Source organism: Chitinophaga sancti, from assembly GCF_034424315.1.
In the GTDB taxonomy this organism is placed as follows: domain Bacteria; phylum Bacteroidota; class Bacteroidia; order Chitinophagales; family Chitinophagaceae; genus Chitinophaga; species Chitinophaga sancti.
The window spans coordinates 2,639,171-2,665,943 of sequence record NZ_CP139972.1 but is presented as its reverse complement, the minus strand read 5'-3'; the positions used below and the strand labels follow the sequence as shown (position 1 = coordinate 2,665,943).

General features: G+C 43.9%; 30 protein-coding genes. 2 read left to right on the top strand and 28 right to left on the bottom strand.

From position 1 onward, the window contains the following. Window positions 1–3 precede the first annotated feature (3 nt). The 17 genes from U0033_RS10105 to U0033_RS10025 form a co-directional block, all read right to left on the bottom strand. Entirely contained in the window at window positions 4–225 is a 222-nt protein-coding gene (locus tag U0033_RS10105) for a hypothetical protein (RefSeq protein ID WP_072356855.1), read from the bottom strand. Further along, a complete protein-coding gene (locus U0033_RS10100; RefSeq protein WP_072356856.1) occupies window positions 222–5,075 on the bottom strand; it encodes a phage tail tape measure protein in 4,854 nt (1,617 codons plus the stop codon). Before U0033_RS10100 ends, U0033_RS10105 begins: the two co-directional genes overlap by 4 nt. Before the next feature lie 2 nt (window positions 5,076–5,077). Continuing rightward, entirely contained in the window at window positions 5,078–7,390 is a 2,313-nt protein-coding gene (locus U0033_RS10095; RefSeq protein WP_072356857.1) for a hypothetical protein, read from the bottom strand. Then, on the bottom strand, window positions 7,390–7,968 hold the full coding sequence (locus U0033_RS10090) for a hypothetical protein (protein ID WP_072356858.1): 579 nt from the start codon (window positions 7,966–7,968) through the stop codon (window positions 7,390–7,392). Before U0033_RS10090 ends, U0033_RS10095 begins: the two co-directional genes overlap by 1 nt. A 3-nt stretch (window positions 7,969–7,971) precedes the next feature. After that, on the bottom strand, window positions 7,972–8,931 hold the full coding sequence (locus tag U0033_RS10085; protein WP_072356859.1) for a hypothetical protein: 960 nt from the start codon (window positions 8,929–8,931) through the stop codon (window positions 7,972–7,974). Next, window positions 8,931–9,452, bottom strand: coding sequence for a hypothetical protein (locus U0033_RS10080; RefSeq protein WP_143150584.1), 522 nt, complete (start codon window positions 9,450–9,452; stop codon window positions 8,931–8,933). Before U0033_RS10080 ends, U0033_RS10085 begins: the two co-directional genes overlap by 1 nt. After that, entirely contained in the window at window positions 9,449–9,715 is a 267-nt protein-coding gene (locus U0033_RS10075) for a hypothetical protein (RefSeq protein WP_072356861.1), read from the bottom strand. The genes U0033_RS10080 and U0033_RS10075 overlap by 4 nt, the downstream gene beginning before the upstream one ends. Beyond that, window positions 9,712–9,936: a hypothetical protein gene (locus U0033_RS10070; protein WP_072356862.1), complete on the bottom strand. Its 225-nt coding sequence runs from the start codon at window positions 9,934–9,936 to the stop codon at window positions 9,712–9,714. Before U0033_RS10070 ends, U0033_RS10075 begins: the two co-directional genes overlap by 4 nt. Before the next feature lie 3 nt (window positions 9,937–9,939). Continuing rightward, complete coding sequence (locus tag U0033_RS10065) at window positions 9,940–10,560, bottom strand: hypothetical protein (RefSeq protein WP_072356863.1); 621 nt, start codon at window positions 10,558–10,560, stop codon at window positions 9,940–9,942. Next, a complete protein-coding gene (locus U0033_RS10060) occupies window positions 10,557–10,994 on the bottom strand; it encodes a hypothetical protein (protein WP_072356864.1) in 438 nt (145 codons plus the stop codon). The genes U0033_RS10065 and U0033_RS10060 overlap by 4 nt, the downstream gene beginning before the upstream one ends. Window positions 10,995–11,015: 21 nt before the next feature. Continuing rightward, window positions 11,016–11,141: a hypothetical protein gene (locus U0033_RS10055; RefSeq protein ID WP_262487747.1), complete on the bottom strand. Its 126-nt coding sequence runs from the start codon at window positions 11,139–11,141 to the stop codon at window positions 11,016–11,018. A 104-nt stretch (window positions 11,142–11,245) separates the two neighbouring features. Beyond that, window positions 11,246–11,908 (bottom strand): hypothetical protein, encoded by a 663-nt coding sequence (locus tag U0033_RS10050; RefSeq protein ID WP_072356865.1) that lies wholly within the window; start codon window positions 11,906–11,908, stop codon window positions 11,246–11,248. After that, a complete protein-coding gene (locus tag U0033_RS10045) occupies window positions 11,908–12,477 on the bottom strand; it encodes a hypothetical protein (RefSeq protein ID WP_072356866.1) in 570 nt (189 codons plus the stop codon). Before U0033_RS10045 ends, U0033_RS10050 begins: the two co-directional genes overlap by 1 nt. A 56-nt stretch (window positions 12,478–12,533) precedes the next feature. Continuing rightward, window positions 12,534–13,943 carry a PBSX family phage terminase large subunit gene (locus U0033_RS10040; protein WP_072356867.1) on the bottom strand — a complete coding sequence of 470 codons (1,410 nt, stop codon included), beginning with the start codon at window positions 13,941–13,943 and terminating at the stop codon, window positions 12,534–12,536. Next, a complete protein-coding gene (locus U0033_RS10035; protein ID WP_072356868.1) occupies window positions 13,933–14,382 on the bottom strand; it encodes a hypothetical protein in 450 nt (149 codons plus the stop codon). Before U0033_RS10035 ends, U0033_RS10040 begins: the two co-directional genes overlap by 11 nt. 310 nt (window positions 14,383–14,692) lie before the next feature. After that, a complete protein-coding gene (locus tag U0033_RS10030; protein WP_072356870.1) occupies window positions 14,693–14,944 on the bottom strand; it encodes a hypothetical protein in 252 nt (83 codons plus the stop codon). Between the two features lie 2 nt (window positions 14,945–14,946). Continuing rightward, complete coding sequence (locus U0033_RS10025; RefSeq protein ID WP_072356871.1) at window positions 14,947–15,747, bottom strand: hypothetical protein; 801 nt, start codon at window positions 15,745–15,747, stop codon at window positions 14,947–14,949. Between the two features lie 31 nt (window positions 15,748–15,778). On the opposite strand from U0033_RS10025, the gene U0033_RS10020 reads away from it, so the two are divergent. Beyond that, on the top strand, window positions 15,779–16,003 hold the full coding sequence (locus tag U0033_RS10020; RefSeq protein ID WP_072356872.1) for a hypothetical protein: 225 nt from the start codon (window positions 15,779–15,781) through the stop codon (window positions 16,001–16,003). A gap of 38 nt (window positions 16,004–16,041) precedes the next feature. Here U0033_RS10020 and U0033_RS10015 read toward each other — a convergent pair whose 3' ends face one another. The 11 genes from U0033_RS10015 to U0033_RS09965 all read right to left on the bottom strand — a co-directional run bounded on the left by U0033_RS10015 (window position 16,042) and on the right by U0033_RS09965 (window position 26,450). After that, a complete protein-coding gene (locus tag U0033_RS10015) occupies window positions 16,042–16,371 on the bottom strand; it encodes a hypothetical protein (RefSeq protein ID WP_072356873.1) in 330 nt (109 codons plus the stop codon). Between the two features lie 26 nt (window positions 16,372–16,397). Then, complete coding sequence (locus tag U0033_RS10010; RefSeq protein ID WP_072356874.1) at window positions 16,398–18,935, bottom strand: DNA methyltransferase; 2,538 nt, start codon at window positions 18,933–18,935, stop codon at window positions 16,398–16,400. 11 nt (window positions 18,936–18,946) lie between these two features. After that, the gene (locus tag U0033_RS10005) at window positions 18,947–20,545 is read right to left on the bottom strand and encodes a DNA cytosine methyltransferase (protein WP_072356875.1); all 1,599 of its coding nucleotides are present in this window, start codon (window positions 20,543–20,545) and stop codon (window positions 18,947–18,949) included. Then, on the bottom strand, window positions 20,542–20,973 hold the full coding sequence (locus tag U0033_RS10000) for a PDDEXK family nuclease (protein ID WP_083571307.1): 432 nt from the start codon (window positions 20,971–20,973) through the stop codon (window positions 20,542–20,544). Before U0033_RS10000 ends, U0033_RS10005 begins: the two co-directional genes overlap by 4 nt. Beyond that, complete coding sequence (dnaB, locus tag U0033_RS09995) at window positions 20,973–22,496, bottom strand: replicative DNA helicase (protein WP_245801704.1); 1,524 nt, start codon at window positions 22,494–22,496, stop codon at window positions 20,973–20,975. Before dnaB ends, U0033_RS10000 begins: the two co-directional genes overlap by 1 nt. Then, window positions 22,408–23,292 carry a DUF4373 domain-containing protein gene (locus U0033_RS09990; RefSeq protein ID WP_072356877.1) on the bottom strand — a complete coding sequence of 295 codons (885 nt, stop codon included), beginning with the start codon at window positions 23,290–23,292 and terminating at the stop codon, window positions 22,408–22,410. Before U0033_RS09990 ends, dnaB begins: the two co-directional genes overlap by 89 nt. Beyond that, a complete protein-coding gene (locus U0033_RS09985) occupies window positions 23,293–23,508 on the bottom strand; it encodes a hypothetical protein (protein ID WP_072356878.1) in 216 nt (71 codons plus the stop codon). A 4-nt stretch (window positions 23,509–23,512) separates the two neighbouring features. Then, window positions 23,513–25,171, bottom strand: a complete 1,659-nt coding sequence (locus U0033_RS09980) for a DEAD/DEAH box helicase (RefSeq protein ID WP_072356879.1) — start codon at window positions 25,169–25,171, stop codon at window positions 23,513–23,515. A 34-nt stretch (window positions 25,172–25,205) separates the two neighbouring features. Next, complete coding sequence (locus tag U0033_RS09975; protein ID WP_072356880.1) at window positions 25,206–25,718, bottom strand: hypothetical protein; 513 nt, start codon at window positions 25,716–25,718, stop codon at window positions 25,206–25,208. Window positions 25,719–25,845: 127 nt separating this feature from the next. After that, window positions 25,846–26,256 carry a hypothetical protein gene (locus U0033_RS09970; protein WP_072356881.1) on the bottom strand — a complete coding sequence of 137 codons (411 nt, stop codon included), beginning with the start codon at window positions 26,254–26,256 and terminating at the stop codon, window positions 25,846–25,848. Further along, entirely contained in the window at window positions 26,256–26,450 is a 195-nt protein-coding gene (locus U0033_RS09965) for a hypothetical protein (RefSeq protein WP_218163969.1), read from the bottom strand. Before U0033_RS09965 ends, U0033_RS09970 begins: the two co-directional genes overlap by 1 nt. On the opposite strand from U0033_RS09965, the gene U0033_RS09960 reads away from it, so the two are divergent. Beyond that, on the top strand, window positions 26,451–26,762 hold the full coding sequence (locus tag U0033_RS09960) for a hypothetical protein (RefSeq protein ID WP_218163970.1): 312 nt from the start codon (window positions 26,451–26,453) through the stop codon (window positions 26,760–26,762). It abuts the gene before it with no gap. The last annotated feature ends 11 nt before the right edge of the window (window positions 26,763–26,773 follow it).

Sequence of the window (26,773 nt, the reverse complement as noted above, 5' to 3'; positions counted from 1 at the left end):
TTTTTACTGACTTTGTTTATTGGTATCGCATTTTGCACAGCCATATCTTACCCGATCCTCAGTGATACCCAAGCGGTTTTTGATCTCACCGTAACTATGGTTATTCTGCCTTAACAAGCAAATTTTAGCTTTGATGATGGCCTCACCTCCAATCAGGTGGACAAACTGTTCCCAATTGGAGGATGCGATTTCCTGTAGCTTTTTATCTAAAATCGTTTCTTTCATAGGGTACCGATATTTGATTGCTTAACATGTTTTTTCTGCGCATCTGTAACGCTTCGGGTCACCTGGACAACTTCGATCTTATCTATACGTCCATTGACCGCCTGAATAGCTTTCGTCTGTTCCAAAATGAGATCATAGTATTTTTCTGATTCAGCACTATTGGTATTAACAGGAGAATTAGAGTAAGAAGGAGTAAATACCGGTGCTTTTAGGCTCTCACCGAGCCCTCCACCAAATTCATATTTCTGAATTTGAGCTCCAGGTGCAAATGATATCCCTCCTCCCAGGGCATTAAGACCAGAGGCAATCTGAGTATGATTACCGGTGATAGAATAAGTTCCGGTAGGCGCGTTTTTAGTACGGATAACTGCCAGTTCATCGATTTCTCCTTCAAATCTGCGCCCTTTATACATAAACGGTGTACCGCCCTGACTGTGTGGTTTACCGCCAAACCTTCCTCCTCGAGTAGGCACATCCGGAGAGCCACCATACGCAAACTGGGTATTGTCTATCTCGTTAATACGAATTGCATACCTTCCCAAAGCAAGCACGGATTGAACTGCAAACTGGGCAACTCCCGCAGCACCAAAGGTTACACCGTTTAGTACGTTAGCAGCTGCCGCCGCCGCTATATTGGCAAGTTCTGTCACCAAAGCCAACCGGGCCTCTTTCTTTTTTGCCTTTTTCAGTTCCTCACCGGCTTGTTTGTCGGCTTGCTTCTTCTTCAATGCGTACTGCTTTTCCAATCTTTCCTCTTCTGCCTTTGATTGCGCCCTAGCTTTCGCCTGTTCAAGCTCAGTATCAAGGCGATCCTGCATGTTTTTTTGGCTCTCCTTAATACGCTGCTGCTCATTGTTGAAGAAACCATTCATTGCATCCTGTGCCAGGCTGTAGGCTCCGGACAGCCCCTGCATGATCGTGGCGGACATTTCGTCAGATGCAACAAATAGTTTCTGAATGATGCTCTTTAGGCCATCAGCAAAAGAAAGGAGGTTTTTCTTTTGCCCTTCTAGTGTCGCTTTCTGTAATGCCTGTTGCTTCTCATACAATTGAGTAACGAACTCGTTATATTCCTGCTTAGTTTTTTCTTTATCCTTTAGCTGCTGTTTGTACTTCGGAAGCAACTTTTCCATTGTTGCTACCTCTAATGCAAGTACTCCTATTTCCTCCGTTTTATTGAGCTTGTCGGTAAGGTTCTGCTTAACTGGTGTCGATTTATTGCTTTGAGCAACGGCTAATTTCTGTTTTTCAACATTGGCCTTATAAGCAGCTATTTCTGCTTCACCTTGCTTTTTAATATCCTCAATAGTTGCTTTACTTAAGGATAACTGGTCCTTTTGAATATTCTGATTAACAGTGGTAATTGAATCAGCCCTTTCCTCAGCATTCTTCTTCGATTGGACGTGAAGAGACTTTTCCAGCTGATCCATTGATTCATTGAAGGCAGTTTGAGCGGTAAGGATTGCCTTGTCTGCATCAAGTTTCGCTTGTGCAAGCTCTGAAGGAGTAGCAATAGGGCTATTTTCAACCGCCCGTAGCGTTGATTCAGCTTCTTTCCTTGCATGATCAAAGGTGTCTTTTATTCTTTCTTCACCTAGCTTAAACAGCTTTTCATTAGTTTCTCTTTCGTTGTCTACTTTCTCAGACTTCAGATCAGATATTAGCTTCCGTTCAGCGGAATTGGATCCTTTTATAAGAGCAAGTTTAGCATCGATATACTTTCTATTGATCTGAAGGATGTTTTTCAGGTAATCCTCTTCTGACAGTTTACCTTCAGCAAATTTTAGCTTTTGGAATGATAACTCTTCCTCTCTAGCAGCCTCTTTATCTCTCAGTTCATCACGCTGAGTACCTGTAATCTTTGAAGCATTGTCCTTGCCGTTAGTTTTACCTTCCGCATCTTGTAATTCCTTCTGAAGCTTAGTTCTTTGGGAAACAAGATCCTTCAATTTCTGTGAACCTATCTCAGCTACATTGATTTGCTCGTCAAGTGTTTTTATCTCCTCCTTTACAGTAGAAATGGTTCTTGGTTTCGGAGCATTTGTGACGGCTTCATTTCCTTCCTTAACAGTTTGCCCGAGCTTATCATATTTTGCTTTCACAAAAGCATTAGCCTGATCAACTTCCTCATTCTTTGCATTTATTTGATCTTGCACCCCCTGTATTGCTGCATCGATAGTTGATTTACCAAACAGGGAGCCTATTGCGGCACCAAAAGGCACACTTCTCCTCCCGGTAGATAGGAATTTCTGTTCTTCGTCGGTAAGATCATTCTTCCCTGTTTTACCCTGTTTTCGCTTTAATTCTAAATCAAATAAGGTTTTCTCTAATTTGGTCCTGTCCTCTATTGCCTTATTAGCTATCCCTTCGCCTGCTTGCAACTCAGCCTTTTCTCGCAGAGACTTTAAATAACCGTCTAAGATTTGCTTTCCTTCAGCAGTGGCAGCATTTTCAAGGGTGAGCTTATTTAAATACTCAGGAGCGATTGCAATAAGATCTTGTAGCGCCTTCTTACGGCTTGTTTCACTTATTGTGTGATCCGCGACCACGGATGACAGCAGTTTGGTTTTATTAACAGTGGCACCAATCTGATCCTGAACTCGATTCTGTATATCATTTAATAACCTCAACGATGCAGCATGCGCCAAAACTTTTTCAGTTGTGCCTGAAATGGCCCCGGCGAATGCAGCCATTGTACCCGCAGCCAGACCTGCCAACGTCAGAATAATACCTAAAGGGGTGGCAAGCAAGGTAGAATTCAAAAACTGGGCGGTTACCGTCGCTACACGCATTGTTCCGGTCCAAAGTGCTAATGCAACTGAATAGGCATTGGTAAAAATAGTAATAGCGGCTAAGGCAATTCTTCCTGCAAGTATTTGCGCATTTACCAATAACAAATTGGCTTTAGCAAGGAATAGCTCCTTGTTCAGTATTGCCCATCCTGCAGCCCAAACGCCAGTAGCAATTACTAACCCTGGTATGTTACCGAGTAAAAACGTAATAATGCCTGCTATAGAGGTTAACAGGACCTGAACACTTCTATTACTACCCAGGATTTCAAATTGTTTCCCAATCTTGTCGAGGGTTGCGGCAAAGGTTTGATTCTTCTCTGCAAAAGCTGATGCTAATGAGGCTTGGTCACCCATTGCTGCAGTGGCGGCAGCCAAACGCTTTCTTGCATATTCTGCGTTACCCGCGATATCTCCTAATACACCTACCATCTTACCGCTTCGTGCGTGAATATCTGTCACACCTTCAAAAAACTTTTCCATTTCGCCTGCATTCCCCTTCAGCTTCTCTGCAACAAGAACAAAAGCATCAATTGGGCTATCATTAAGAAGCGCCTTAAATTCTTTAAGGCTCTTACCGGTTATATCGGCATATTTCTGTGTATCGGTGAACAGCTTTACAATTAACTGAGAGAGTGCGGTACCTGAAACCTCTGAACGCTGGCCCAATTCTTCCAAAGCAGCTCCCAAACCGAGAACCTTATCAATCGAAAGCCCCGTGATCCCTCTAATCCCTGCCATACGTTCTGCAAAATTGATAAGGAATCGGCCTGTTGCCACACCAGAAGATGTAAGTTTTGCGATGGCGGCTCCGATATCACCAATGTTTTTTGCTGTTACGTGCTTGTCCTCGCTGTATACATTCACTAGCTTTACCATGCTAGCCACCGCTTCATGCGGATCGCCGGCCTCCTTGCCGAGCACCACAAACAACTGATCAAGCGCCTGGGTAACGCCTACGATCTCATCCTTAGCAACACCCTTTTTTGCCACAAGGGTAGCGATATCAACTAAGCCGGCGAGTGATGTACGGGTATCCAGCTTTTTCAAACTGTCAATTAAACCGTTTACCTCTTCCGTAGTTCCTTTCGTGTAAATCTTGATTTGAGCAATAGAATCTGACAGCTCATAGTTTTGGTGGATCAGCTTTTGCGCACCAGATAATATTGCCTGGAATCCAAAATAACCTATTACGAACTGTGCCAGCTGATTTTTCATATCAGCAAAGCCATTGGCAATGCCAGCTGTAATCTGACTACCGACAGAACCGACACCCCTGAATTCTGCTTCCAGTTGGTGAACCTGTTGATTAAGTTGGTTTGCTTCCTGGCGATTGGCTATCATTTTCTTTTCGATAGCATCTAAACCGCCTGTTCCAGCAACTTTTACCCGATCATATTCTGTCTTCAGCTGGGCAAAAGAGGAGTTTAAATCTTTCAGTCGGCTTTTCGCTTTTGTAATTTGTCCGCCAACAAGGTCGTCAAGCCCCATTTGCTTAAATGCCTGCACGATCCCACTGGTATATTCCCCTACGAGTAGCTTATCCTGGGTGAATTGACGGCGGAAATTTTGCTCTGCAGCAGATAATTGTTGAAGTTTTTGAATAGCCTGGTCATAGGATATAGTTTGCCCCTGAAATTGGACAGGAGATCCTGTTGTTACATTTTGTGTTGCTTTACGAAGTTCATTATATTCTTTCCGTAAAGCATTATAGCTTCCAGCAGCAGCCTGGGTGCTTGATTGCTGCTGTTTTTGTTGGTTGATTTCTGCTTGTCTTACAATTTGTAAAGCCTGAAGTTCGTTTTTAGTATTTGTATATTCTGTCTTGAGCTGTATTTGCTTCAATCTGGCTTCATCATATGCAGCATTAGCTTTTTTAAATGCTTCTGACTCAGTACCCTGTGCCTTTGATGCATCGGCCATAGCTTTAGCCGCATCTTGTTTTGCTTTTTTGATATTGTTGAATTTGACAACTATGTTGTCAAGCTGTTTACCTACCTGGTCGTATCCGAGCGTCCGCAGCTCGTATATTTTCTGTACTTTCCCGAAAGTTGCACCCATAATTATAATTTTTCAATGATTGCGCCTGGTATATCAGTTATAAGCGCTTTCAGTGGAGAATATTTTGTATCGTATTTGTCTTGCGCTGTTACTTTGAACGTTGGATAAATGGAATTGAAGTCGTCTTCTGTAATGGGAGACCATTTGCGAAGATAACACTCAGTAGAACCCTCTGACAGTGGGCGATAATCATTTATCTTCACCAGTTCCCAACGCTCACCGCGTACTATCTTGTGCTCTCTGTGAAACCAGTTAGTTACATCCTTATTGTTCAAGCGGAAGTTGGTTATATAGAACTGGCCGTTACGCATGATCGCAAATCGTTGAAGAAAAAACCTTCGGAATAGCCCTGGCGCTCTTACCGGCCCTATTTTCTCATCACAATAAGATAATACAGGATCACTTTCTCCACCTGGTTGATAATTCACCGCAAACATGTATGGCAGGTTGATTTTATCTTCACCCTCAAACCGCCATCCCCCAGCATTTGCCACTAAACCTTTATACCAAGCAAGTTTTGGCTGGAAAGTGTTGCTTGCCTCATCCTTGCTGGTATTGCTAATATTCTCTGGGATGATGCATATTAGCTGCGGTTTTAGAGCCAGTGTTCCTTTGTTTTGCCATTGATCAACCTGATAATGCATTACAGGGGAAAAGAATCTATTTTCAATTGATTTAGTATCAGCCTTAAAGCGTTCTGGGAAAACATATTTAGCAGCCGCCAGTACATTAGAGTTTCTATCTTGAATGAGTTTCAAGATACCGTCACTACTATCATCTTTAAATTTCATTGTAACCTCTTTTTCATAATCTCGGAACAATTCCATCGTGGATACTTGAGAAAGATCCTGCTTCTGGCTCCAATCAGTGTGATCACCATTGAAATAACCTTGTCGAGGGCTAATGAAATTGTCATCAAGCGTATAAATATGCGCGGGTTCTAATAAAACAACTTTTTGATGAGGATCAGTACCAGGTAAAAGGTTAAACGCATCAACCACACCAGCAAGGAAATCGAGGAATTTATAATTTTTAAAGGCTGTATAGTTCTCGAAATCAACAGTACCTCCAATCGGTACTCGCATATAATCAAGAGAGAGTTGAAGCACCTGAAGATTAACGGAAGGACCACTCCCCTCACCTGATAACACAGCTTTTATTTTTGCTGTCACAGTATGGGTTGAAAATTCATTGTCAAGAATACATACGAAGGTATCCTCTTTTATACCACTCATTTCGTCACTGTAAAAAGCAGTAGTTGATTTGTCAGCAATTACGTGTGTCTCTATGTAAGCTCCATCTATATACCATTCAATGCCCATTACTATACTCTGACTTTGATGCACAAAAGCATACCAATCTACCTGAAGGTTAAAGTGAAACTCTAAACTACCATACCTATAGGCATCAGAATACGCCCATGTCATTTCACCGGTGGTAGCATTATACGTGTAGAGATTATTTGGGTTAAATCCTCCTTCGGTGTTTGTATTGGTTGCCTTTACATCTAAATACCCATTTGTAAAATTAGGTAGTGTGATTCGCTCTGTTCCCTTTGCCAGAAAACGGAGGTTATCCTGCCTATTTCCCTCTGAAGAAAGAAAGTTGCACCAGGTCCATGGCATCACTAAGCGCTTAAAGTAGTTTGTGGCAAAAAAGTCTGATTTGATTTTATATCCGACGCTTTTGAACCCCCAATATATAATCCAGTATACTGACAAAGATGGACGCATATATAAGCTAGTGGCGTTATCATCCTTATAATTTCCATCAGTAATACTGTCATCGTAAAAATCAAATGGCTGGCGGTACCGCACCGGTGCAAATACATAAGGTAGAAGCTCTGAGTCACCAGTAAAAGTCCACGAATCTTGTATACGTTCAGCTGTTAGCTTAAATCTGATATGCTTCAGCAGATCAAACAAAGTGGTCTCTTTGAGGTCGATCATCCAGTCGCCATTGTTTCCGTAGAAATCATACTGATAAGATACTGGCCGATCAGTATGGGTGGCGTTGGTTAAAAACGCCTTACCTACCAGCAACTCATCACCATTTGCCTCTATCATACCTTCCCGATAACCCCTGAAGACCTTGCCTGTGGTCATATCTTCAATGGATGGGTTGTGAAAAGTGTTTCCCAGCTTATCATTATTGACCGTGGCCGGTATAGTTACATTAAATGCTTCACTTGATTTCTTTTTAGTGAAATCTTCAGCATCCTCCAGATTGTAGCTTATACTTATGTCAAGTCCTGTATTGTTTAACTCAACATCTTGTCCATCAAGGCAAATCTTTATGTAATTGGAATTGGGCATCAGTTTCGAATTGTTATGTCTGTATTTGAAAACTGGAATTCTACAGTTAGTTGATATTCATATCGATCGTCTACCTTCAGGGTATTGTATGTTGCATCTTTCAGCAATACCGGCAGATAGTCATCCGGCTGTCCTTGTACTCCTTTCCACTCAATCCATACAGACGGACTTCTCATCAGTTCCTTTACCCATGAAATCACATCTTCCTGAAATACTGCTGTAACCTTACGGTTATCATTTGCCTGCACGTTGTACCGGCTATTACCTCCATCTGACTTTATCAGCGGCACGGAAAGAGGTTTCTGCCAGGTGCTACTTTTAACTTCATAGTTTTCTTCTGTTTGCCAGAATGTAATGGCATCTATTCCTCCAAGAGAGTTCAGGAAATGAAGCCGGCAGCTTTCATCCTCTCCTGGTGTACCATCTTCGATGAAGTAATGCGGAGTAGTAGCGACAACAGCGCCTTCAAGGTTCGTTACCTGCATATAATACTCCTCCACATCCTTCCACGGAATAGATGGAAATGTATTCTCCATATTTTTTGATCCGAATGGTATGTATTGTACTTTCTGATCCATAATTTATGGGTTTAAACCACTTTGTAAATAACCACTTCTGCCCCCCTGGCAACTACCAAAAGCTGTGAAATAGATGTCGTAAAGCCCATTAGGAACGGTAACATCCTTGTATGTAATATTTGGGTCAGAGAAAACAACAGTAAAATCACCTGTATCAGTGGTCTTTCGGTACTCTATTTTCACACCGGTAACATAATAAGGCATCGCATTCCAGCTAAATCTGAATAATTGAGTTGTAGGATTAACCGGTGACAAAATAGCGGTAGGCACCACTATGGGGCAAGCGTTATCAAATACTTTAACGGCATGATTGAATGTTGTTTGACCTTTGTACCTGAAATAGGCAATAATGCCTTTAATCGGGCTAGAATCTGTGTTTATGATAGGATAATAATCACTTTTCCCTAATTTGATTCGGTGAGATAATGGCCGGTGCGAAAGTGGAAATACGTTGGGCGACCAGGTGCCAGCCTTAAAGAAGTTCAGATGCTCTGACAAAACCTGGTTATCTTCCTGCTGCAGGGTTGAATTTACAATAAAGGACGTGTTACTTTCAGTTCCACCACCAGAAACAGGAGATATCGTTCCAGTACCCTGAACCGGAACAATGCCTTCAGGCTGGATAAATCCATCCGTGGTAATTTGTGAGGCCCGGAATCGACAAAAGACGCTGGTCATCACCGAATCAGCAGGATAGATCATTGCGCCCCCATTCGGAGCCAGGTATTTCTTGAGGTATTCCTGAGCCGCATCTTGTATATCAAACTGCCATTCACCAGAGGAAAAGACAAGTGTTTTAGAAAGGGTTTTGTAAAATACCCCTCCAAAGTAGATATCACAATAAACAATGGGCGGCTGGCCAGTGCCGGCAGTTGGAGTTGCCGTCACACGGTACAAAATAGGCCGGTAAGCGGCGCTTAATCCATTCGTGGCAGTTTGATATGTGATTGCTGTAATAGGCATCAGATTGTCTCAGATTTACATTTTTGGAATACCGTTTCTACCAGGTTATCAAAACCGACAGACATGTAAGCATCAAGTTCCTGTTCCTTCTTTGTCATAGCAGCCTCTATCATGCCGGTGCGCTGGCCGGTGGAACTATACCTTTTACTGGCAGATGTCGGCATGCCTTCCTGCTTGTGCTTATTCGCAGTAGCAAAAGCCAGCGCCAACGCCTCTTTATCGCTTTTTCCGCGTAGGATCCAGAACTGGCGCAGCCCCTCAATGTATTGAGATGTGCCGGCACCAGAACGAGAACCTGGTGAGTAAGGCACGCGACCTGCAGCTACTCCGTTATTGACAAAACGAGTATAATCAACCGCTGTACCGGTGAGAATACGAAGCGGCCCCAATTTGCCTACTACGTATGAAAGCGAATTTTCCAAACCACCTGTCAGGTAGTGGCCCTGTGCGCGACTTTCGTCCTTGATACCAGCGTTTACAATGACAGCGCCGCCCTTCATTATCTCTTCGGGAGTTCTCATATCGCATTTAGAAGGTTTGATTGTTGTTCCAGTTTCACCAGAGTATCCTGTAATTGCTTGAAGTTGGTAAGTATTCGCTCCTTACAGAGGCCGCACCCCATATCAATTTCCTCATCCGGCGCCACGTAGGTTTTCCATATTTGCAGCAGGTAGGCCATACTTGCATCTGAATAACTGGCTGTAGCCCTGCTGATCATGTTTGTTTCCAAAATCTCTTTCCTGTACTCTGAAGGAATCGTCTTTGCTATTTCTGTAAGGGTCATGTCAGTTTGATTTTGAAGTGTTCGCAAACCTTGCGCTGTATCCTTTCCGGCTTCATATGAGGATACTTTTTACGCATCTGCATTGTATAAGACTGGATCTCCTTGAATTTTTCGAAGGACATTCCTAAACGTGCCGCTGCTTGCTCATCGGTTATGCTTGATTTTACTGCATTAGGGTTTGATGGAGCTGTTGCTGATGAAAAATTTGAAGCTAAATACATAGTTTACAGTTTGTGTTCCGGATGCGGATCGGCAACGGGAACGGTGATAGATGAAATTCCTTCAGTTGTGTAGTCCTCAATATCACAGCCAACCATCAGGGAGAACTGGAAATCCAGTCGTACACCGGACACCCGGTCGCTACCAATAGAGGACACTGGGTCAATCATGCTTTGCTGGGTAGTAGATAGACGAAAAACATATGTGGTTAAACCCTTTTGCCGCTGGATGCGATCCAGCACACGCAGGAAGTTGACAGCGCATCGCTTCATATCGTGCCAGTCCTCAGTGATTGAATGAGTGGAAGTGCGTGTGTTGGGATTAGGTGCCTTGACCTGGTTGTTACCAGTGTAGTAAGTGGTATTCAGGAAGAACATAACTGCACGGTAGGTTTCCCACTCACCAAATACTCCGGTAAAACTACCCTGGCTACGTGGCGGCATCATAAGCGCCATCGGATATTTCCTGCCTGATACCGGCTTAATATCGTCATTAATGACACTTTCCAGCTGGTCGCTGTTTATCTCCAACCCGAAACGGGGGCAGAGATGAAAGCGCCCCTGAATGCCTTTCGACTGTTCAAGGACGCTTTTAAAGAAGGTTTCTATGAATGGGTAGCTGGTCATGCTTGGGCGGGTTTTGCTGAGAATGAGCCAAGCGGGTTGTTCAGCGCTTCTTCTTTTGCTTTAATAGCTTCCTCGGCAAGCTCTTTTTTGATCTGATCGTCAATCTCACCAGATAACTCCTGCCATTGAGAAACAGCTTCTGCGCCTGATTCCAACAGTGCCACATATTCATCAATGCTTACACCAAGATCCTTTGCACTCTTACCCTCCAGATTGTTCGATAGTAATGCAAAGTCCATCATGGTTAGATCTTCCGGCTTCCTAACCAGTAGCTTTTTCAATTCACCAGGAGAAATACCAAGTGACAAGCATGATGAATATTCGAGAGCAATTTTTGCCGTGTCATACCACTTAGGACCAATTGCCGTAATTGGCATTTTGGTTACCTGTAATGCTTTCTGCTTTCTTTCGTTGAATTGCTGTACTACGTTCATATAATTTGATTTAGTTGATGACTACTTTGATTTTTCTCTTTCTGCCTCATAGTCAAGGTGCTGAGCTTCGTTCAGTTCCTTTTCTTCAGATGCATATACCAAAACATCAAAAGCCAATGCCATCCTCGCACATTGAATGCTATTCATGTTTGAACCAGGTATATCAAAGACTTTCGTTTTGGCTATTGACTTCAGGAAATTCACCCATCCCCATTGTTCGAAGTGCTTTGCTGAGTGTTTTCCGCCGCCTTTTATTCGGCTACGTTGGAAGACTGGAAATGATGATTTGACAAACTTATTGAAGCGGTCAAAAAAAAACCTACACCCAGTGCGATGTCCATCGGTAACTCCCGCATCATCTCTATCCGCTCACTGTTATCATAAAGAAACGATTCGTCGTACTCCTCAGAGGGTCTTCTTAGATAGATGGCACAAAGGTTTAGCATTGCATCCCAGCGGCTTTTACCAAGCTCCATTAGATTTTGAACTACCTGCTTCGAGTCAATGAACTCACCGAACTTCATCTGATCACCATGCTTAAGTGAAGGTGGATGCAATACCCAGGTTTCTCCTTTCCAGTGATACTCCTGCAAGCACTCTACCTTACTCTCGCTTTCAAACAATACAGAGAGGCAGGAGTGGTAGATGTTAGCGATGTTATCTACGAACTCGCTCTCTTTTAGCGCGTCAGGCGTACATCCGGCAAAGAAGGCGAAGGTTCGGAACATCTTCTCCATTCGGAATTCCATTTCTTCCATCTCCTTATCTAAGCCATCCTCCATATCAACTATCTTCTTCAGCCATGTGTCCAGTTCATTACCATATTCCTCTTGAAAGGCAATACGTTGACCCAGGGTGAACTCTGATAAGGAGGTAGGGATTACTACCTCCTTATCGTTAATTGTTATCCTCATTACTGATTACCTTTTGCTGGTTTACGACCTTTCGTGCTCGCCTCCGGGTCTGCCAGCTGCTTATCAATAGCAGCCTGCTGTGCTGAGTCGGCTGCCTGCTGCTTGATGGCTGCTGCTATTTCTTCAATAAACTCCACCGTGATTTCTCTGTCCTCGTATCCTTCAACTCCGGCTTTCTTTGCCACACCACGAATAAAAATTTGCTCTTCAGGAATAGTGGCGTTTTGTACCAACCCTTCTGGAGAGATAGAATCAAACTGGTCATAGAGTTCATTCACACGTTGCCTGAAATGCTGTTTGTCAGCTTCAAGCGGTGTGAGTACAGCAACATCAATCTGCTTTGCATACTCGATTTTTTCGCCCATGAAATCCGTAATCGGAGGATGTTCTACGATAGCGCCAGTATGAGCAGATTTGCCAATCATGGCAGAGAGTCTGTTAATCAGGCGGGTTAATCCTGATTCTACGATTAACAACACAGAATGATCGTTTTCAAGAACGCCAGCGATATCCTGTTTAGCTTCATCAAGAATATCAAGAGCAATAGAAATGCGTTGGGTATTTTCCATAAACTACCTTTTCATCAAAGGTAATTAAATTGAGTTTACAGAACTCTTTTTGATTTTTATATCCAATCCAACTTTGAGAGTGAGGACGATGGTAACGAGGATGTGTCAGTACTTGTATTTGCCACCTTGGTTTTCTTTTTGCGCTTCAGCCCTTTATAAGTTGTAATACCATACCTGCCCGCATCTTTAAGGTGGTTGTTTGCGTCTACTGGCTCGTCTGTTGGTTCACCATCAGCGCCGAGTTTCCACTTATACTCTTCGTTCTCCATCCATAGGTTATCAGAACATTCTGTACCATAGTTCTCCATAGCAGCGACTTGCTTGATACCAAATTTGAGGCTATCAGGACCCTTGTCGGCTGCTCTGATATGGGTAAATCCAAGATCCCGTAATTCCTGAATACTCTTTGGCTCTGCCGAATCAGCGATAATAATTGCATTTCGCGGTACCCCGCGTAGCCGCATCATGTCTGCCAAAGCCGGATTAGTTAGGCCAGGTTCATAAATCACCTCATGCCAGAAGGCCCTGTTATTATGTATCTTGAGTTCTACCACCGCAACGGGATCACCAGAGTAACCAAAGTCAATGGCATATATAGACGTGTAGGGTAGAGATCTGAAGAAGGCGAGGGTAATATGCTTCCAGTTCCTGTAAATTCTACCACGCGCACCCTCCGGCACCAAGCCGCATACGTCCACATAGTACTGTTCAGCGTTGTAGAACTGGCTATTGGTATCTCCATATGCCTGGTATTTGGCTACAGTCTTTGCATTGAGGTTCTTGATGTTGTCTTTGTAGGTAGAGTGGATACAAAGAACATCAGGGTTTTCCTTCGGAATGGCTTTGTAATATGGGAGCGGCTTTCCTTCCGGATGGTAATTGCCGTTTGAATCTGTGTATGGCTTTCCATCGAATAAACCACATTCCTCCAGGTTGTAAAAGCGCTTTATAAGCCAATGGTTTTTGCTGGGAGGGTTGTATAGGAAGATAACCTGGATATTGTCAATCTTATCGGTACGTATGGAATCATCCAGCTTGTTGACATCACCTTCAGGGTTCTCGTCTGCCTCCTCAATAAGTACATGTGTAATACCCGCCAGTGATTTCAGCTTTGCAGACCGGTTGCCGCTTGATTTTCTAAAACCCTTACTGATGATCGTATTACCTGTAGGCTTATACAGGATCGTCATCTTGCTCTCATTGATCTCAAAGTCTTCCTCGTCGAAGTCACTTTCCTCTAACCGGTCTTTGAAGTCGGCAAACAGGGAATCCCTGATATCAGAGAACACGTTGCGTAGGAATACACCTCGGAAGTAGTTGGTTTGGGTAAGAAGGAACAGGAAATACCTGGTGCCGAAATGGGAACGCCCAGCGGCCCGGCCACCCCAAATGTGAATGTAGCGAGCCTTGGTGGTGAAAACAGGCTTATAAAGCTTAGAGAACTTGTGTCTGTACTCACTCCCCATTATCCTCAAAGATTACCCTGTGTGTGACTTCGGTTGGTATTGGACCGCCATTAGGGCCGGAATGCTCGTTGCTGGTTCTATCCTTGTACTTCTCCGGGGCATGCGCTTTAAGCAGAACTATCAGCAGGGTGTCGCTGTATTCCTGTACCCAAGCAACACGTTTACCTTTGTAGTAAATGCCCTTTTTTACCCCCTTTACCGCTCTCCTGTTGGCTTCATCCTCCAGGACACCGATAGCCATCTTAGAAACGGCTTTAAATCCATCAATGAAGTATTTGTTATCTGGCTTGCTCTCATCCAGCCAGTTGTAGAATGTTCGGCGTGCGATTTTGGATTTCTTGCAGGCTTCAGTAATGTTACCGCATGCTTCGTAGGCAGCAAGGGCATCTTGTTGCATTTTCTCTTTTGGTCGTATTTCTCCTTTTTTTAGACGTGCCATCGTGCAGGGATTACAGTACAAAAGTAATCAAAAAGAGGCAAGCGAACTCTATTAGAGTTTTCTTGCCTCAATACTATCTTACCCGTACCCGGTTTGGTTTAAAATAATTCTTCGTAAACGTACCTGAATCCCTGGAAGCCTCTCATATGTATCTTTCGGGGAGCTTTCTGTACCGGACCTGCCAGCACCGGCCTCGAAATCTCTAATAGACCGGTCTTCTGCCTGCCGGTCATCGTGATTTTGACACCTGGCATACTTCCAGGCTGCGTCGCGTGTTTCGTTATCCATTTGATTCGGCCTCCTTCGCCGGTTAGGTTAATTCGTTAATAAATCTTATTGCCATTGCAGCAACCTGTACCGCTTCGGCGCGCATCCGCTCTTTTGATCCATCTTTTTTGACCTCATCCCATAGCTCGTCTACTTCCTCCTTTAAGACAGCAAAACCTTCATGAGCGCTATTGAATTTTACTTCCTTAAATTTAGTTTTAGCGCGATTAATTTCGTCATCTATCAATTCAGCTGTTGCATTACCAATGCGTGGTACATATGTTGGATAACTCATGATTATTCCGCTAACGTTACGGTACCCGGTTTAAAGTATTTTTCAGAAATAATATGTCTCAAACTTTCCTCCCCGATTGGATAAAAATGATTTACATAATTAGGCCTAGGGTTGTTACGCTCGGTTTGATAGCCTAAGTCCTTCATGAACTGGATGAATTCATCATCTACTCCTATATAAGGCTCGGCTATCCCATGACCGCAGCAGCAGCCATTAGTTGCCACACCTATTGCCCACAGCATCATTACTTCGTGGAAGATGCATTTATCTATCCAGTAGCCCTTATGTACTGAATTAAAATGTTTGGGTGGAGGAACAAACAGCGCATTTGCCTGTGATCCCATAGCTACATTATTACAAGTGCATTTGAATGAATTATCATCATTCGTCTGTAAATCTTTTTCTTGTTTCATGACTGTGTCAGGTTTAAAGGTGATGAGATTGTTTTCGAGCAGGTGGATAAGGAGTTGTGCTCGGGCTTCTGCTTCTGTTTTATACCATACTGTTTCAATGTGCCTTTTTCCACCTGCTTCTGAATACCCGACCGAATGGCCTCTCCAATTATGTCGATGATACCAATCATAGGATAAATTTGAATCAGGTCGAACTGGCAATAGCTCTCCCAGCTCCGCGACATCGAAAGCTGGTGCGATCGCATCGCCATGCCAGCCGAACCGGATACACTCACCGTGCGTTCCGGACTTAGCGGGCATGTGCCAGAAGGTGACACCTTGGGTGGGTACCCCGAGTTCCACCAGGCGCTTACCCTGTTCCAGGGTGCAGCATTTGTCTTGTAGTTTCATTTTCGTTATATTTAGTACCTAAATTTTTTATATGGCAAAATTTGTAAGAAGTCATTTAAACTACAATCAGAGCGAGGCAATCAACTTAGATTATGTAAAAAGAGTCACCAATGGTCTTGATGGAGACAATTTTTTTATTCTGTTTGAATATGCTGATGGTTCCGAACGTAGATGGGGATACCCCAGAACTAGTCAGGGAGGCGCTCAATACGAGACCGATTTGGGAATTGTAGATGATAAGTTAGAGTTGAAATAATCTCCTGAGTAACCTCCCTGCCAACTTTAGATTTGCCCCTAAAACCCGGTATCATCCTTGTCAATGTTACCGCCTGCTGCCAACTCCGGGGTTTTGCTTCTCATCAGCTCCTGCATATCCCAAATCGTAATTGGTGCCTGCTGTAACCTACCAGCCATTAATGTGGCTGTCTGCTCATCAACCGGGTGAATTGCATATACAGCAGAGGAAGAATAGAACCTGGTGAACCCGGGCTGTTTTTCTGTGGTTGGTACATCAACCCGCAGCATGTTTGAACCAGCGATATTCTGCTCGGAGCATTTACCGGCAATTTTCTGGTGCCCCATGAGTTCTACGATGCACCATTGTTCGAATTTTTCTGTTGTCATAATTTGTTATTTATAGTTTAAAGATTTTACAGGTCGAATAGGGTTGGCATTTTTACACTTTCTTCTGCAGCTTTACAGTATGCTGCACCGTCAATGAAGTAATTATGATTTAGCTCAAATGCAACCCCAAACCTTTCCAGTTCAACAGCCAATGACGGTACCGTCATTATTCCACCGAAGGGATCCAAAACCATATCACCTTTATTGGAAAGCTGATTGATCACCCGCTTCCCCAGGTCTATTTGAAGCGGACAAAGGTGCATCTCCTTACCTTTGCTGTACTGAGAACTATTGAGTGTCCTCATTCTTGTAATATCCGTCCATACGTCATCTGACCAGCTCTGAGGCTGTAAGAGCATAAAAGTTGTTGGCAGCTTTCCAGTGGCTTCCAGAGAATCCCCGATTGAAACATGATAATCGAAATCGTAAACATGATTTAAGGAATAGTCTTTGAACACCTTGAAAATTTTATCATGCTCCAAACCAGCAATCTCATTTGGAGTAAGCAGCCTATCACCAGATGACCGGGCATAGCCATGTGCATCTACCTGCCATTTTGATAAAGAGTACTCCTTCTTTTGCTTTACTACCGGGATGTCGGCATAACTGTTTGAGGTATCGGTAGGAGGTTTTCTAAAAAGGAGCAGATACTCTGGCATTCCCACCCCCATTTTGCTACCGTCTTTACATTGCTCTGACCACCCGAGGCGATAGGTTTGGTTATTCTCACGTACTACATCAGTCACAATTGTCTTCATGCCCATATACGCAAACCCGTGTTTCTGAAAGTGCATGATGGTATGACAATGGAAGGGATATGAAGTTTGAGTTCCCAGGCCTGTCATCCCGATCGGAACAATCCTATCCTTAACATGAATTGCTGCTATTCTCCCGGGAATAAGTGCACGGTAAAGCTCCGGTGTGAGGTAGTCCATCTGTTCAAAGAACTCCTCATTATTTTCACTATGACCGAAGTCTGAATAATTCGGGGAATACTCGTATTGAGTTGCGAACGGGATGCTGGTAAGTACCAGGCCTATGCTATTCGATTCCAGTCTCCGTGCCTCCAAAACACAATCATTGTTCACAATGCGGTACCGGCTGCCTTTCACCTCGATTCTTTCAACGCCAATCTTCCTGGTAAGCAGATTCGCCATGGCTGATTGTGATAGCCCAAATTCTTTTATTATGTCTGTCATTACTCGAACTTGTTTATTATGATTTTGCCATTTCGTTTCAAGAACCTTTCTGACTTCGCGCTCTGCCTCGGTATAGATAAGGTCAATACGTACCCGATGCTGCTGAAGAAATCGTAGCAGGCGATGAATGGATTGAATAAAGTCATTGAATTTAAATCCGATGCCCAGGTATATTGCCCAGTGGCAGTGTCTCTGTAAGTTGGTACCAGAACCAAGCATGCACGGTTTAGCTGCCAGCTCCTGAATTTGTCCATATGCAAAGGCAGATACTGTATCCTCCCTCACCTCTAGCTTTTGGGAGCCATAAACAGCCTGGCAGGAAGGAATCGCTTTTTCAATGGCCTGCCTTTCGCTTTCCAGGTCGTGCCAGATAATTCTGTGAGCAGCTGGATCCTCGGCACGCAGTTCCAATAATTTAGATATGCGATCGGAGAGACTATCTCGTTTTTCCTTTGCAGCGCCAGTCAACCCCAGTGCAACATCTTTAAACAATCTTCCCTGGCCACTCTTTTCGCTACCTGCAGATGTATGATCAGTTGGCAACTCGTGCCATCTTAAATCAAGTTCCGGAAGGATGTAACCCTGATCATCCGCAGGGTCTCCAGTGATGTCAGAAGGTTTCTGAACAAACAGGCCCCAGCTGGCAACCCACAGCCAGAACTCTTTTTCCTTATGTGCATGCAAGGTGAGCTTATCTGCCTTGGTGCTATCACGCTTAAAAAACCTTGTTTTGGCCTGGCTGATATCCATAATGCCCAGGAAATCCGCGTATGCCAGCAGCTCTATATAGTCGTTTGGAGAAGGCGTTGCCGTCGCTACAAATCTATATGGTACACATTCTGATCCCCTTCGATTGCCAAGCGGACCGCCATCACCGGTAAACAGGCGCATAAATTCTCTGAATGTTTTACTACCTCCGAACCCTCTCAATATACTTGCTTCATCAAGGGATGCTACCTGGAATAACCGGGGGTCTATCTTACCATCCCTAACCGTCTCGTAATTGGTTATGTATATCCCGGTTTCCTCGCATTCGTTGATAGACCTGATGAACTTCGGGAGTACCTGCCATCCGAGGATGTTCCTTGCATCATTAATAAACTCCTGCCGTACACCGAGTGGAGCAATGATTAACCCACGGCCACCGGTTCTGGTGAGAATTATACGAATGGTTTCCAGTTGCGTTACTGTTTTGTGCAAGCCAAATGAAGCGAAGTTTGCACGACGGCCACCCTCAACATTCCACTTCACCATTAACCGATTATGAGGTTTCAATGCTGGGTTGATCTCATCAATGCTGACTTCAAATCCGTTGCTGCCTGCTAACCTAACCTTCCTTTTAAGGAATTCATTATACTCAATCATGTTCAATCCTTTTAGGCTGTTTTACGTTCTGACAATTCCACAATACCGGCGTAGCTTGCCTCAATAATCACCTTTGCTTGGTTCACCTCCACAGCATTACCAATGAACTTTTTTTGATCCGCCTGTGTTCCTTTGAGATGATAATTATCACCAAACCCCTGAATTCTAAGTAACTCTGGTATTTTCAGCATGCGCATTTTGATATCAACAATACCGTGGCTCGCCATGAACTCCTTGATTTTAATAAGGCACGGAGAATCAGTTTCAAAGATTTCAATCCCCAGCTGGCCGTTTTCTGCCTGCACCAGGTATATCGGTGCTTTATCGCTTCTTGCTACGATCACAGGTGACGGCTGTTCCGTAGAGGTAGCATATCCTCCCCATGACGGGTTTACCAGGTAGGACCACTTTCTATTTGCGGTAATTGTCGGTGCTGGTGCATCCAGGCTGGTAGGCATGTTACTAAAGTTTGTACCCATGAGAAAAGCACGTTGAGCAGAAACAAGGGCGTATTTATCGTTAGTGACAATTGTGCCGGCCGGCTGATTAATAGACTGGTGGTTATGTTTTCCTGAGTAATTTTTATCAAGCCATACCGCCTGCACCATTGATAGCCTATCCTTTGTTGGCAAAGTTGATGCAGGTTCTTCAATGCTGTTCAACTGGCCGCCGCTGCTGTAGTACTTTGCTATAAAGCTCACATTTACTAAGGATTGACAATTAAACGTGGTTACAGTTCCCGCAGGACCAGTAACAGGAATGACCTTCCCCTTTGGCCTGCCGGAAAAATGTTTGGCAATGAACATCTCCTCACCATTAGCAACATACTTAACCAGACCAGCATAAATCCTTTCCAGCGTCTTTTCAGAAAGTGCCTTCTGCCGTGAAAAAATACTCTTCCCTTCATCCGAGAGATCCAGTACGTCCTTTACTGCTTTCCATTTAGCTAGGTGTCCAAACATGCCATTTGAAACTTGCTTTTTGCTATGGGTGGCTTCCGGCCAGTTAATAGGCAACCCAGGTCGCATGAATTGAGCGAAATATCTTTTTCTGGAAGTATGAGCACCAAAGTCCGCGGCATTGAGTATCCTGTAGTCAAAGTTGTAACCGTAAGACTGCATATTATTTACCCATCTCAGATAGTCCTCACCATTACGCCGTGATATTGGCTTGCCATTTTTATCCAGGGGGCCCCAAGCCATAAACTCTTCTACGTTTTCAATAAACCATCCATCCAGATACAACTCTTCTTCATACCGGAACAGATGCTCCGCAAGTGTACGACTGTCAGCATCCCGCGGAAGTCCTCCTTTAGCCTTTGAAAAATTGGTACACTCAATGGAGGCCCAAATGAATATCAAACAATCAGGATCCTGCCGGCGTAGCTTCTTTATTATAACCTTCAACTCTGCGAGATCAAGTACCTGTATCTTTTCAACGTAGTGTATACAGTCTGGATGATTAGCCTCATGAGAAGCTATTGCCAGCGGATCGTGATTGACACATGCAATCACTTTAGCAAACTCCTGGTCTTTATACCTGGCTCTGTGAATGCCTGAAGTAACACCACCTGCTCCGCAAAAGAGATCTATGAAATATATCTTTCTCATAATTGTTTTTCCAGTTCGCTAATAAATTTTTTGTAATTCTTCCATGTGAATCGTATCACCTTCCACCCCAGCTGCTGTGCAGCATTGTATTTTTCCGTGTCCTTTGTAAAGCCATCAACAGTGGTATGGCCTGACTTTTCGCTCATCAACCCCTCATACTCGATACCAATCATTTTATCTGGTAGTGCGAAGTCGAAACGCCACATTCTTTCGGGGTGAAACCGATGTTCCTTTACTACATAGTTTCCAGTTTCCAGAGACCAGGCTACCAGATTTCCCCACATCCAAACAACTTGCTTGCAATCCTGACGAGGAATTTTTGCGCCCTTTTTCTTAACTGGCTGCTCCAGCTCCCGGATCACATCCTCGTTGATCTTTGCGCAGGCGCTTTTCTTAAGCTGCTCCAGCGGTATACCTGTCTTTCTCATCAGAACGGCAGGTTAGATTGATCAAATTTTGCATTGGCCTGGGTGATAGGTATCAGTTTTCCTGCGTAGTTCTCGTCGGCTTTTTCCATGAAGAAAGGCTCTTCGAATATCTGTACATCCAGTCGTGCCTTAAGCGCCAGCGTTTCCAGCCTACCATTCCTGTGCTTTGCAATTTTCAGGTAGGTATTCCCTTTTACTGTATCATCTACCTCCTTCTCGTTCTTCTGATAATCATCTCGGTACAGGAACATCACCATATCAGCGTCTTGCTCGATCGCACCAGATTCCCGAAGATCAGATAGCATGGGTACGCTTCCAGATCTCTTTTCAACATCCCGTGAAAGCTGGGAAAGGGCTATGATGGGAATTCCTATCTCTTTTGCCAGTGCTTTAATTTGCCTGGAAATCTTGCTTATTTCCTGTTCACGATTACCGTTCTTTCCATCTGCTCCGGCTGTCATCAACTGCAGGTAGTCAATGATGATAAACCCAACACCGTGCTTGTTTACCATCTTTCGCGCTTTTGATCGCAGTTCCAGGATTGACAAACCTGGAGTATCGTCAATGAAGATGTTCTGATTGAGCAGCTTTTCATTCCACTGGTTACGTAGAGTTTCAAGCTGCCATGATTCAAACTTCCCTCGACGGATGGCATCAAGCGGCACCTCACAGGCTGCGGACATAAGCCTTTGTGTAACCTGACCGGTAGACATTTCTAGACTGAACACGCCGGCTTTCACTGGTTTTACAGGATGATAAGCGGCATTCCGAGCAAGATTCAATGCAAAGGCTGTCTTACCCACTGATGGCCTGGCGGCGATGATTATAAAATCTGTGTTCTGCCAGCCAGCGGTAAGCACATCCAGTGATCTGAATCCGGTATGCACCCCGGTAACATCCAGTTTCTGCGTCGTGCGCACCTGTAGCTCATCTATCTCTTTTGAGTAAGCAGCTGATATCGGTTTGAAATCTCTTTTTAGATGCCCGGCTGAGAGGTTGAAAAACTCGGTACCCACCGTGTCCATCAGATCAAATACATCCTGCTCCTGCTTGTATGATTCAGTCATAGCTACGGCAGCGATTCTGATCAACTCCCTGCTCATGTACTTTTGCAGGATGATCCTCGCATGCGCTTCTACATTCGCAGAGGATACGACATTGTTTGTAAGAGTGGTGACATAGTATGCATTACCTATATTTTCGAGCTCACCCATGGATTTCAGCTCGCCAACAACAGTCAGGATATCGATCGGTGATAGCTTCTCTGCCAGCCGGCTCATTGCCATGTATATCTTCTGGTGAGCGTCGTTGTAGAAAACATCAGTCTTTACGATTTCAGCCACAATATCAAAGGCCCCTTTTTCCAACATGATCGCACCCAGCACTGCCCTTTCCATCTCAATTTCCTGTGGAGGGAGGTAGCCGCTCATGAAGTCATTCGGACGATATACGTCTGGTACGTTCTTCCAGCTCTTTCCGCTTCCTTTGGTACTCTTCCGAAGATTGAGATCCCTGTTGTCCATCACTGCTATTGTTTTTGCCTTTATTAAATTTTGCATCATTCTTTTCCCACTTGATCAGTCTTAGCTTCAGATCCCAGGTCTCCTCCAATTCACATTTCATCTTAGTTTTAGACCTATTCGGCTCCGACCAGTGGTTGTAAAAAGCGCGCAGCATTTCCGGTTTATACTGCTCCAGGTATACAGTCAGTTCCTGATAGAACTTCTGCTGACGTTCCACCAGCTTACCCTGCTTTTCCTGTAGTTTATCTTTTGGAGGAGAAGAATTTTCGGTGGGGGAAGGATGAGGCGCAGCCTCTTCCGGCACAATCAATTCTTCTTTTATTTCCTTTTCTTTTATTTCCTTTAATTTGTTGATACATTCCGCCTTATTTTGAGTTTCTTCCGCCGGATTGCCGTCATTAATCTCTAAAAGCCAGATATTTTCGTTTAGTACCCTATCCTTACGCTTGCGTGTCGCATCCAGCCAGGTCTTTTGTATACGTTCTGAAGTGAGAATGTGAAACGTATTAAACACGGTTTGATTTAACAACCCCCATTTAATAAACCTCGGTACAACCTCATTAACGAAACTCAAGGAGAAACCACAGTAATTGTAACGTCTCAAGAACTTCAGTTGTACTTCTTCATTCCACTCAGCAAAGTATCCTTCATTCTTATAAATCCACCCTAATAGCTTTATCCATAATAATTCACCCTTTGATCCATATTCACCTATGATCATACCGAGCTTGTCATCCTGATCCAGGTCGATATCAATTGGGAAATAATCCAGTCCTATTTTTGCCGGCCTTGCCATTTAGAATAATTCCTTTTGTTTTGATTCACGGCTCTTTTGTTCTTCATTAATGAATGCATCCAGGGATTTCTCCCACTGCTTCGCTTTCTCCAGATCCGAGGAGGCTCTGTACTTGAAATACTCCCTTTGAAGACCTCTTGTCCTTCTGGCAAGCTCAAAGAGTCGATCAAACTTCTTCTGAAGCGCATCCAGCTTTTCATTAGTGTTGTCTGCCATAGGTTTACTTTTTATAAATGTTGATCAAATCATCCAGCACACTCGTTTGAATATCGTCTCCTCCTGCGCTTATAGCCTGTACTATTTCTCTCTTCTTTTCAATGATTCCATAGATATGATTATCGATTGTATTTGATCCGGCGAAGTATACGCAATGGACATTATCCTTCACGCCAATACGGTAGGCCCGGTCCTCCGCCTGATCATGATGCATCGGGTTCCAGCCGAATTCAAGGAATAGAACTGTAGATGCTGCTGTAAGTGTGTGACCTACTGCCCCTGCCTGGAAGTTGAGAACGATTGCAGGTACCTGCGGATCCTTTTGAAAACGGTTCTTATTTTCCTGCCTGGCTTCTATGGATTCTTCACCAGTAAGTCTCACGGCACCTTTAATAGACTCTGCCACCAATGCGACCATCTCGATGTGCCAGCAAAAGATGATTACCTTTTTTCCGGCAGAAATGATTTCTTGTGCATATTCCAGTAGCGCATCAATCTTACCCTTACCAGATAGCTTTTTCAAAACACCAATTTGAACCAGTGCTTCTGCCCTCATGGCATTAGTAATCTGTTCAGATGTCTTGCCGGATTCTTCCAGGAATTGCATGAAGTTGCGCTCCGCCTTTTCATATTCCTTTCGATTAGATAGCTCACAGTGTATTACTTGCCTTGTTTTGTCTGGCAAATCCTTCAGTACATCCTTCTTCATCCGCATGTAAAAGCATGATTTACGCAGCCGGTAAGCCAGTTCAGGAAGGTTCTGAGCGCGTCCACCAGGATAGAATGTATCCAGGAAGTTCTTCTGCCCGCCGAATTCTGATTTCAAGGCGCCGGTAATCCTAAGCGGTACCAGCAGATCCTTCGGATCGTTTACAACAAAGGTTCCAGAAAGCAGGAGTTTGTATTCCGGATGCTGGGCGATAGCTTCGGCATACTTGCTTTGTTGGGTAGAATGGTCCTTGATGCGATGAGCTTCGTCAATGATGATGGATTTGAACATCTTCGCCCTTTCATTGACTACGATCTTTACAATGTTTCCATTCTTGTCAGTAACAACAGAATCAATGAAGTACTTTCTCAGACCCTCGTAATTACAGATGAATACACCGATATTCATCTGGCTCCAAATATTCCCCCAGGTCCTCCTTATAGAATCATCCATAATAACAGATCTTTTACCAGCAACTATCTGCCACTCTTCCTGCCAGTTCAACTTCAATGAAGATGGGCAGATCACCAGGCTGGGGAATGCGTTTGCAATGGATACAGTAGCAATTGACTGGGTTGTCTTACCAAGGCCCATGTCGTCACCACACATTGCTCCTTTCCTGTCCAGCTGAAAAGCAACACCTTCTCCCTGGAAGGGGAACAACTTACGCTTGATATAATCCAGTTCGTTTAACTGCAGCTGAGGTAAGGCAGGGAAATCTTTCCAGTTCTGAAGCTGAGTGTCAGTATCAACAAAATGAAACTTATGCTTTTGAGCAAAAGCAACCAGCTCATTTCTATGTGCCTTATTTATTCTGAAGGTTTTGCTTACCGGGTCGAATCTCCTTGTAGGAAAGTGATGCTTTATAAGATCAACCATGATCCTGCGATAAGGGAATTTGACTTCAAACCATTCCTTCTTTTCTGCGATTATATGTGTCGGTGACTGTTCCATTTTATTAAGATGATGTTGGGCCCGAAGGCCCTAATTATGCTGCATCCTCTTCGCTACCATTATCAAATGGCAATTCCTGTTGAGCATCAGGGGCATGCTTTCCAGCCAGGTATGCCTCAATTTCTGACATGACCAGGGTAGTGATCTCACCAAGCTCAGAGGCATATCCGTAGCCGTCGTCATCATTCCATTTAATAGCAGGAGGAGATAATGGCATTTTCTTTTCCGTAGTGAGTTCAACTGAACCACTGATCTTGACGCCAGATTCGTCTGGAAGGAAGGTGATACTGTTAACAGGATACTTGTCAACTATATCATCGTTTGGTCTGTCGACATCGTTAATCTCATCCTGTTTCAGATGCTCAGACGATAAGCCCAGGTGAACGTTCATTCGACGGAAAGCCAGCTTCAAATCACTGTGAACTGGAGCGGAATAATCGCTTTTACTGTCGATGTAGGTGCCATCCTTTTGCCTCTCAGACATTTCAAGGGATAACCCGTGCCCGGATGTCAGCACAGCTTTTTTGATAGTGATTGTCTTACTCATTGATTGAATTGTTTATAAAAGAAAAATATTATGCTCGTCTCTGCTTGCCGATAATTGGATTACCCTTTGACCTTTTAAGGACCTTCCCGGGAACGGTCTTAAAAAGCTTATCATCGGATTTAAAATTTTAGTATTCATTTGGGTACGGTATTACAATGTTTAAGTATTGAGCAGCCCATGTAATAATCTGCTCGATGTAGTTAGAAAATTCAAAAGTTGTCAGTTCAGTAGTACTTCTCGTGGATGGGATAGATTCATCAGTCTTTTTATTCACTATGTCTTTCTTTAGAAACAGGTGTTTCATGACCTCATGTGCGTCTTCGTCGGTCAACACATCATCATATCCTGCGTCTCTGAGTCCATCCCTTACCATCCCACACACCACCGCCCAGTAATAGGCATTCTGAGACAGGCTTCTCACTTTCCGGGGAGAAACCTTTACCAGGTACATGCCGTCTCTTAGTTCATTAAACTGCTTCCTAATCGCTGCAGGATTGGCAATCTTCCCATTTTCGATATGTACTACACGTTCAGACATCAGATCGGGTTTACATTGAATGGAATAACTTTTCCTCTTTCTGCAATATGAACAGTCTTACCAGTAAGCTCTCTAATCTCCTTCCGGAACTGGAACTGATTGCTGTTGCTGTCCGATAGGTGAATGAGGACTATGTTGTTTACCTTACTCAGATCATTGGCCGCCAGCAACTCCTTGCAGGTCTTAAGGTTCATGTGAGATTGGATAATACGATCCCGGAGAAAACCAGGAGTACCATTTGTATCAATAATCTCTGTGTCGTGATTGCATTCTATAATGATGTTATTCAAACCAGGGAAGGTATAGTCACAGTAGTAGGTATCAGTCAAGAAAAGGACAAGTCCGCACTCAGGATGAGAGATAAGGAAGCCATGGCAGGGTACATCGTGATTCACGTCGAACGCCTTTACCCTGAAGCCTTCAATGTGACAGGTTATCCCCGCAACAAGAATGTTGGCTCGGTAATGCATCCTAACACCCTTCTCTTCCAGGGTATGCGCATTTGACCAAACAGAAA